This is a genomic window from Candidatus Polarisedimenticolia bacterium, assembly GCA_035764505.1.
Classification (GTDB): Bacteria; Acidobacteriota; Polarisedimenticolia; order Gp22-AA2; family AA152; genus AA152.
The window spans coordinates 1-9,008 of record DASTZC010000228.1 but is presented as its reverse complement, the minus strand read 5'-3'; the positions used below and the strand labels follow the sequence as shown (position 1 = coordinate 9,008).

The 9,008-nt window shown below is 67.8% G+C and carries 8 protein-coding genes; all 8 read left to right on the top strand.

From position 1 onward, the window contains the following. On the top strand, positions 1-1,071 hold a 1,071-nt coding region (locus VFW45_15275; GenBank protein ID HEU5182146.1), incomplete at its 5' end, for a heavy metal sensor histidine kinase. A gap of 119 nt (positions 1,072-1,190) precedes the next feature. Then, on the top strand, positions 1,191-1,991 hold the full coding sequence (locus tag VFW45_15270; GenBank protein HEU5182145.1) for a glycosyltransferase family 2 protein: 801 nt from the start codon (positions 1,191-1,193) through the stop codon (positions 1,989-1,991). Further along, positions 1,988-2,848, top strand: coding sequence for a ChbG/HpnK family deacetylase (locus tag VFW45_15265; protein ID HEU5182144.1), 861 nt, complete (start codon positions 1,988-1,990; stop codon positions 2,846-2,848). Before VFW45_15270 ends, VFW45_15265 begins: the two co-directional genes overlap by 4 nt. Then, positions 2,845-4,479 (top strand): glycosyltransferase family 39 protein, encoded by a 1,635-nt coding sequence (locus tag VFW45_15260; GenBank protein HEU5182143.1) that lies wholly within the window; start codon positions 2,845-2,847, stop codon positions 4,477-4,479. The genes VFW45_15265 and VFW45_15260 overlap by 4 nt, the downstream gene beginning before the upstream one ends. 21 nt (positions 4,480-4,500) lie before the next feature. Further along, positions 4,501-5,148: a hypothetical protein gene (locus VFW45_15255; protein HEU5182142.1), complete on the top strand. Its 648-nt coding sequence runs from the start codon at positions 4,501-4,503 to the stop codon at positions 5,146-5,148. Between the two features lie 58 nt (positions 5,149-5,206). Then, positions 5,207-6,115: a pirin family protein gene (locus tag VFW45_15250; protein HEU5182141.1), complete on the top strand. Its 909-nt coding sequence runs from the start codon at positions 5,207-5,209 to the stop codon at positions 6,113-6,115. A 322-nt stretch (positions 6,116-6,437) separates the two neighbouring features. Next, positions 6,438-7,808: a tryptophanase gene (locus VFW45_15245; GenBank protein HEU5182140.1), complete on the top strand. Its 1,371-nt coding sequence runs from the start codon at positions 6,438-6,440 to the stop codon at positions 7,806-7,808. A gap of 70 nt (positions 7,809-7,878) precedes the next feature. After that, positions 7,879-9,008 (top strand): serine/threonine-protein kinase (locus tag VFW45_15240; protein HEU5182139.1); only part of this gene is annotated, 1,130 nt, incomplete at its 3' end.

Genomic DNA, 9,008 nt, shown 5'->3' with positions numbered 1-9,008 from the left:
GAAAAGGGCGGCGGACCTTCCACCGAGACGACGCGTGAATGGACCTCATCGGATGGTAAGCCCTACATTCTCTTCGCCGCGCGCGTGCCGGAAGGCAGGCATGCGCGCCACGCCGGAATGGTGCAGGCGGCGCTGGAGATTTCCCACGAGCAGGCGCTGCTGCGCGATTACCGCCGCAAGATGGGGTTCACCCTGCTTTTCGGGATTCTGATCTCGGCCGGGGCGGGCGCCTGGGTGGCGCGCCACGGCTTGCGCCCGCTGGCGCAAATCACCGAGACGGCCCAGCGCATTACCCAGGACACGCTGCACGAGAGGGTTCGCGGCGCGCGCTGGCCGAGGGAGCTCGAGAAGCTGGCCCGGGTCTTCGACGGGATGCTGGAGCGGCTCGAAAGGTCCTTTGACCGGCTTACGCAATTCTCCGCCGACCTGGCGCACGAGCTGCGAACGCCGATCAACAACCTGATGGGAGAGGCCGAGGTGGCCCTGTCGCGGGCCCGCACTGCCGAGGAGTACCGCCAGGTAATCGAGTCGAGCCTGGAGGAATGCGGCCGGCTCGGCAGGATGATCGAAAGCCTGCTGTTCATCGCGCGGGCCGAGGGGGACGGCGCGGTCATCGCCCCGCGTCCGCTCGACGGCCGCGCGGAGATCGAGGCGGTGCGCGATTTCTACGATGCGGTGGGCGAGGAGAGCGGTATCCGGATGAGCTGCCATGGCGCGGCGCCCGTGCATGCCGACCCGATGCTGTTCCGCCGCGCCCTGAGCAACCTGGTCTCCAACGCCCTGCGCCACACCCCCCGCGGCGGCAGCATCGAGATGAGCGTCCAGAGCCGCGGGCAGGGGACCCGGGTCACCGTCTCCGACACCGGCACCGGCATCCCCCCGGAGCACCTGCCGCGGGTCTTCGACCGCTTCTACCGCTCCGAGTCGGACCGCGCCCGCTACCCGGTCGGGGCCGGGCTGGGTCTGGCGATCGTCAAGTCAATCATGGGTTTGCACGGGGGAACGGTCGGAGTGGAGAGCCGGCCGGGCAGCGGCACGGTGGTCACCCTGGATTTCCCGCCGGCCTCCTGAGGAGGCCGGTTAGCCATTTCTTAATGTTCGGATCATCTTCCTGTAATCCGCGCGCGCTATCTTGGCTGCGTCCCCCCGAGGCGGCCTGGCCGCCGGGGGAAGCCCCGGAGTTCAGAACCTTGGCGTCGAAATCGACTTTTTCCGCGCTCGTCGCCCGAGAGGCGCCGTGTCCCGGCGGCCGGCCCAGCATCTCCGTCTTCTTCCCCATGTTCAACGAGGAGGATAATATCCGCGGCACCGTGGCCAGCGCGCTGGAGGTCCTCGCGCAGATCAGTGACGACTACGAGATCCTGATCGTCGACGATGCCAGCACCGACGCGACGCCGGCGATTGCCGACAGCCTCGCGGCGGCCGATCCGCGCATCCGCGTCATCCACCACCCCCGCAATCTGGGGCTCGGCGGCTCCCTGAAGACCGGCTTCGCCGCCGCCGGCAAGGACCTGGTCCTCTATTCGGACGCCGATTATCCGTTCGACATGATCGAGCTGGTCAAGGCGGTCCGGATCATCCGCAACGCCGACGTGGTGGCAGCCTACCGCTTCGATCGGACCTGCGAGGGTCCCATCCGGACCCTCTATTCTTTCGGATGGAACGCCCTGATCAAGGCGCTTTTCGGCCTGCGGGTCCGCGACGTCAACTTTTCCTTCAAGCTGTGCCGCCGGAAGATCTTCGAGCACGTCACGCTGCGCAGCGACAGCTCCTTCATCGATGCCGAGCTGCTGATCCGCTGCCAGTACGCGGGATGCCGCATCCTGCAGATGGGAGTCGATTACTTTCCCCGCAGCCGCGGGATCTCGACGCTTTCCAGCCTCGCGACCATCCGCCGCATGTGCGCCGAGATGCTCCGCATGCTTCCCGAGCTGCGCGCCCTCCGGCGGCGCCGCAGTCCGTCGCGCACGCTCATCCCGCGAATCCCGTGAGGCGGCTGCTGGTGGTGGCCGACGATTTCGGCCTGTCCGCGGGAATCAACCGCGGCGTGGCCACCGCCTACCGGGAAGGAATCGTCACCTCCACATCGCTGCTGGCGAATGCCGCGCGCTGGGAGGGCGCCGTATCCACGGCGCTCAGGCTGCCCGGGCTGAAGGTGGGAGTGCATCTCACCCTGGTGGGCGGGGTCCCGGTCCTGGATCCGGCGCGGATCCCCAGCCTCGCTCCGGAAGGCGGGAGGTTCCGGGAATCGTGGCGCGAGTTCCTGCCGGCCTGGCTCGCCGGCTGGATCGACCGTGAGGAAGCGCTCTCGGAGTGGCGCGCGCAGATCCGCCGCGTGCTCGACTCGGGATTGAAGCCGGCCCATCTCGACAGCCACCAGCATCTGCACGTGCTGCCGGACCTCTGGGTCATCGCGCTGGAGCTGGCCCGCGAGTTCGGGATTCCGCGGATTCGTGTCCCCCGCGAGCAAGGGGCCGCACTGCCGGGAGCGCGTCCTGGGCGACGCCTGGCGCGCAGGGCCCTGTCCCTGGTCGCCCGCTGCCCCCTTTTGAACGGGGCACCGCGTTCGTGCGACCGCTTCTTCGGAGGGGCGGAAGCGGGCCACCTGAGCATCTCTTCGCTGGGGAGTATCCTGCGCGCGATTCCGGAGGGATGGTCCGAGCTCATGGTGCACCCGGGCCACCCGGAGCCGGCCTTGACGCACGATTATCCCTGGGGCTACGACTGGGAGTCGGAAGTGCGCGCGCTGTGCGCGGAAGAAACCTGGCGCGAGCTGCGGCGCTGCGGCATCGAGCTGGATCGGGATCCGGCCGGGAAGCCCGACGATGGGAAATCTTCATGGAAATGAGCGAGAGCTGGGCCGATCCGCTCGCCGCTTCGCGGCGGCGTGCGGCCTGGATCGCGCTGCTGCTGGTGTGCTCCGCGCTCGTCCCGCTCCTTCTTTTTCTGGATCGGCCGGCGCTGCTCGATCCGGACGAGTCGGCCTATGCCGAGTCGGTCCGCGAGATGGTGGCGAGCGGAAACCTGCTGGTGCCGCGATTGTACGGCCGGCCGCTTTTCGACAAGCCCATCCTCTATTATTGGATCCTCATGGCGTCCTTCCGCCTCTTCGGCTGGAGCGAGGTCGGCGCCAGGCTGCCCTCCGCCCTGGCCGCCTTTGGCGGGCTTCTGGCCGTCTACCGGATCGGATCGCGGATCCACAAGAGCCGGCGCGCCGGCATCCTCTCGGCCGTCATCCTCGCTTCCTCCTTCGAATACTTCCTGCTCGCACGGGCCGCGGTCACCGACATGATCCTGACCAGCCTGTGCACGCTGGCGCTGATGCTCTGCTTCGAGGCGCTGGAAGGGGAAGAAGGACGAATCATCCCGCTGCTGGCGGCGGCATGTCTGGGTGCCGCCGTCCTCGTCAAAGGGCCGGTGGGTTTCCTGGTTCCCCTCCTCGTGCTGGCAGCGTATCTCGTGGCGAGCGGCCGGCTGCGGCACTGGCGCAGGCTGCGCCCGGTATCCGGCGCCATGGTCTTCGCCGGCATGGTGCTCCCATGGTTCGGGTTCATGGCGCGATCCAATCCGGGCTTGCTCCGAGAGTTCCTCCTGGCCGGTAACCTGGGCCGGTTCCTGACCCCCGAGCATCGCTCACAGCCTCTCCTTTATTACCCGGTCGTCCTGTTCGCGGGCTTTCTCCCCTGGTCGGCCTGGCTGCCGGCGGCGCTTTGGCGCGGCTGGTCGCGCCGCGCCTCACCGGGAGGCGCCGGACGCGGGCACATCCTGCTTCTCGCCTGGCTGGTGGTGCCGCTGGTTTTCTTCTCCATGGCGGCAAGCAAGCTTCCTTCCTACATATTGCCGGCGCTGCCGGCGGCCGCTTTGCTGGTGGGCGGTTGCTTCGAGCATCAGCTGGTCGCGCCTCTCGGACGGGCCGGCCGCTCGGGACCGGTCCTGCTCATGGTGATTGGCACGGCGATGGCGCTGCTGCTCTGGCGGCTTCCCGGGCTGGGCTCGCTTCCCGAGGGTTTGAGGGAAAGCCTGCTGTGTGCCTCGCTCGCGGCACTCGCCGGCGCTTTGCTGGCCCTGTTCTTTCGCAGGCGCGGCCTGGCAGGGTCGGCGGTGACCCTGCTGGCCTCGGGAAGCCTGGCCCTGATGCCGGCCCTGCTGTGGGGGAACGCGCCTCGTCTCACGGCGTGTCTGAGCAGCCGCGAGGCCGCGGAGCATCTCGCGCCGCGGGTCCGTCCCGGCGACGCGCTGGTCTACTACCGGGAAAGCGATCATGCCGGACTGGCCTTCTACCTGAGAAAGACGCCGATCTTCGTCGATCGCGAGGCCGACCTCGTGGGGCTCCTGTCGAATGCCCGCCGCGCCTGGTGCCTGATGGAAGCGCCGCGCTACGAAAAGCTGAGAAAAGAGCTGCCACCCGAGGTGCCGCTGCACGTGGCCGCGAGAGTGGGGGATGTTCTCGTCGCCACGAACGCCGCCGAGGCGCTATAGTGACGGCATCCGGAGGGTCCCATGCGCCCGAAAACCGCCTTGCCATCCGATCTGGAGAAGCTCTTCGGCATCGTCCGCGATCACCTGGGACTTAGGGTCAAAGGCATCCATGCGCGCTTCCTGCGCAAGGCCTACGTCCGACGCGCTTCGGTGGAGCGCTGCAACGCGCGCTGCTGCCTCGGAGGGACGACGGTCTGCGAGACCGAGCGCGACCGGGTCCTGAGCCATGCGCGGATCGTGAGCGAGGCGATGACTTCCCGAGCGCGAGGCGATTCCGCGCGTTGGTTCGGATTGCGCCTCTCGAAGGACCCTGACTTTGCGTCCGGGCGCTCCACCTTCACCCGGGTTCTCGACGGGGCCTGCGTCTTCCTGCGCGACGATGGGGGTTGCGCGCTGCATGTCGCGGGGGAGCGCCACCTGGGTCATCCCTACGCTCTCAAGCCCTCGGTCTGCCTGTTGTGGCCGCTGGCCGTCAACAAGGGGAAGCTGGAGGTTGGCTTCGCCAATCTCACGCATCGCCGCGCCTGCTGCGCGCCGGTGCGCCGCGGCGGGCGGCGGACGATTCTCGAGGTCGTCGGCTCGCACGCGGAGAGGATTTGCGAAATGGAGCAAATTGGTCTCTCGCGCGGCGGCACGCGGGACGAGAGTCCCTCTCCCCGGGAGGACTGATTCGCAGTGCGCGGCCCGCGGCGTCATCTCGTCTCTCATTCCGGCAAGGAGGCTTTCCATGTCGATACGACCGGTAAAGAAGCTCATCCAGTCCAAGCCCACCCTCGAAGGGGCCGGAGTGCACCTGCGGCGCGCCTTCGGCTTCGGCAATACCTCTGATTTCGATCCGTTCCTTCTCCTGGACGACTTCCGGAACGACCGGCCGGCTGACTACCTGGCCGGTTTCCCGTGGCATCCGCATCGGGGGATCGAGACGATTACTTATGTCCTCTCGGGATGGGTAGAGCACGGCGACAGCCTGGGAAATCGGGGCGTCATCTCGGCCGGAGACGTCCAGTGGATGACGGCCGGCAGCGGCATCATCCACCAGGAGATGCCCAAGGGAGATCCGCAGGGGAGGATGCATGGCTTCCAGCTGTGGGGAAACCTCCCTTCTTCGCTCAAGATGACGGCGCCGCGCTACCAGGAGGTGAAAGCGGCGGAGATTCCGCACGTGACCGATGACGACGGCAGTCAGGTCCGGATCGTCTGCGGCAGCTTCTGGGGAAAGAAAGGACCGGTGGAAGGGGTCGCCGCGGATCCCGTCTACCTCGACATCTCGGTGCCGCCCGGGCGGCGCAGGAGCTTTCCCGTCGAGACGACGCGTCACGCCTTCGCCTATGTCTTCGCCGGTGCCGGCAAGTTCTGCAACGCTTCGGGACCTCTCGCCGTGCCGACCGAGCCGGTGGGCTGGCTCGACACCACGCCGCCCGTCGAGGCCGAGAACCGATCGCTCGTCCTCTTCGACAGCGGCGACGAGGTGACCGTGCAGGCGGGAGAAAAAGGGATTCGGTTCCTGCTGGTTTCCGGCAGGCCGATCGAGGAGCCGGTCGCCTGGTATGGCCCCATCGTGATGAACACCCAGGAGCAGCTGCGCCAGGCCTTCGACGAGCTTCAGAAAGGCACCTTCCTCAAGATCTCCAGGTAAGCGCCGCACGCGGACTTTGCCCCGGGGCAGTTGAGAGCGTGGTGGCCATTCTGACCCGGCGCCTTCACTCGAGAGCCAGAGCTCGACGAACACCAGTTGCTCGCGCGGCTGAAGGCTTGCGGCTTGTCGGGACGAAGGCCCACCCGTGGCGGCAAAGCGGTCGTCCTTTGCGCGGCAAGTGGCTCGCCGCTTGCAAATACCCGAATCGTTGCGCAATTTCCGGTCCGCCGGCGGCTTCGAGCGATGAGGCTGCGCAATCTCTGCGTTCCCCGACGGCGCCTGGGTTCAGGTCGAGCGAAAAACCTGCGCATGGAGGCTTAAGGTGCCCGTCATCATCGAGCCGTTTCGCATCAAGGTCGTCGAGCCAATCAATCTGTCCGAGAGGCCGCAGCGGCAGCGCTGGTTGCAGGAGGCCGATTACAACCTCTTCGGGCTGCCTTCCGAGCGGGTCACCTTCGACCTGCTGACCGATTCCGGCACCTCGGCCATGAGCGCCGCGCAATGGGGCGCGATGATGATTGCCGACGAGTCGTATGCCGGCTCGCGCTCCTTTCAGCGCTTCGAGCGGGTGGCGCGCGACCTCACCGGATACCGCCACATCATCCCGACGCACCAGGGGCGCGCCGCCGAGCGCATCCTCTTCCAGATCACCGTGCGGCCCGATTCGATCATTCCGAGCAACAGCCACTTCGACACGACGCGCGCCAACATCGAATTCGACAAGGGAGAGGCGCGCGACCTGGTGGTCGACCAGGCGGGGAACACCGCCTCGAGCTACCCGTTCAAGGGGAACATCGATCTGGTCCGCCTGGAGGAGCTCTGCCGCCGTGAGCGCGCCCGCATGCCGCTCGCGATGCTCACGATCACCAACAACACGGGAGGAGGACAGCCGGCCAGCCTGGAGAACATCCGGGAGTGCAGCGCCATCCTGCGCCGCCACGGAATCCCCTTCATCCTGGACGCCTGCCGCTTCGCCGAGAACGCTTATTTCATCAAGAAGCGCGAGCCGGGCCAGGAGCGGCGCTCGGTCGCCGAGATCGCGCACGAGATCTTCCGGCTCGCCGACGGCTGCATCTTCAGCGGCAAGAAGGACGGGCTGGTGAACATGGGAGGATTCCTGGCGCTCAACGACGACCGGCTCGCTGCCGAAGCGGGCAACCTCCTGATTCTCACCGAAGGGTTCCCCACCTACGGCGGGTGCGCCGCCCGCGACCTGGAAGCGCTGGCGGTGGGGTTGGAGGAGGTCCTCGACGAGTCCTATCTCGAATATCGCCAGGCGACCATACGGTATCTGGCCGAAGGCCTGGATCGCCTCGGCCTGCCGACGGTGCAGCCCCCGGGCGGCCACGCCGTCTTCATCGACGCCCGCCGCGTCCTGCCGCACATTCCGCCGGAGCAGTTTCCCGGCCAGGCCCTGGCGTGCGAGCTGTATCTCGCCGGCGGCATCCGCTCGTGCGAGATCGGCAGCGTGATGTTCGGGGGCACCGGCAAGCACTCCGCCTCGGCGCCGGCGCGCCTGGAGCTGGTGCGCCTGGCGCTGCCGCGCCGCGTCTACACCCAGAGCCACGTCGATCGGATGCTGGAGATCGCGGCCGAAGTGGCCTCCCGCGCGGGGACGCTGCGCGGTCTCGAGATGACTTTCTGTCCGCCGTTCCTGCGGCATTTCACGGCGAAGTTCCGCCCCCTCGCCTGAGCTCGGCGCGGGTGATGCCGCACCCTGTCCACTGGATAGCGACGCTCGAGTCGGGTATCCTGTCGCGCTCATGAGCCTTGCTCCAGGAACCAGGCTGGGACCCTACGAAATCGTCGCGCCGCTCGGGGCCGGCGGGATGGGCGAGGTCTACAAGGCGCGCGACACCCGCCTCCATCGCGACGTCGCGGTGAAGATGCTGCCGTCGATCTTCGCGGGCAGCGAGCAGTTCCGCCAGCGGTTCCAGCGCGAGGCGGAGGCGATTTCCTCCCTGAACCACCCGCACATCTGCATCCTCCATGACGTCGGAACCTCTCCGGGATCCGCCGAGGGCTCCACGCTGCACTACCTGGTGATGGAGCTGTTGGAAGGGGAGACCCTGGCGGAGCGGCTGCATCGCGGCATGCTGGCGCTGCCCGAGGTGCTCAAGGTGGGGCGCCAGATCGCCTCGGCGCTCGACGCGGCGCACCGCCGCGGCATCGTGCATCGCGATCTGAAGCCGGGCAACATCATGCTCACCAAGTCGGGGGCGAAGCTCCTGGATTTCGGCCTGGCTCGGACGGCGCAGGGGGAGGAGGCGGCGGTGAGCGGCTTCGGCTCCGCCTCGCACCTGCCGACCGCCATGCCGACGCGCGGCCCGCTGACGGCCGAGGGGACGATCCTCGGCACCTTTCAATACATGGCTCCGGAGCAGCTCGAGGGCGCGGAAGCCGACACGCGGACCGATTTGTTCGCGCTGGGGGCCGTCCTCTACGAGATGGCCACCGGCAAGCGCGCCTTCGAAGGGAAATCGAAGACCAGCCTGATCGCCTCCATCGTCTCCTCCCAGCCGGCGCCCATCTCCTCCATCGCCCCGATGAGCCCGCCGGCCCTCGACCATGTGGTGCGCCGCTGCCTCGAGAAGGACCCCGAGGATCGCTGGCAGAGCGCGCATGACATCGCCGCCGAGCTGCAATGGATTGCCGAGGGGGGATCCGCGGGCGTGGCAGCGCCGGTGGCGCTGCGCCGCAGGAGCCGCGAGAAGCTGGCCTGGGCGCTGGCCGCGGTCCTCGGTCTCGCCGCGCTGGGGCTTGGAATCGCCGTCGTAGCGCGCACGGCTCCAACCGTTCGGGTCTTTCGCGCCACGATCAATCCTCCCGCGGGACAATCGCTGATTCCCTTCGACGAGCTGGGCCTGACGCTCTCACCCGACGGCAAGACGCT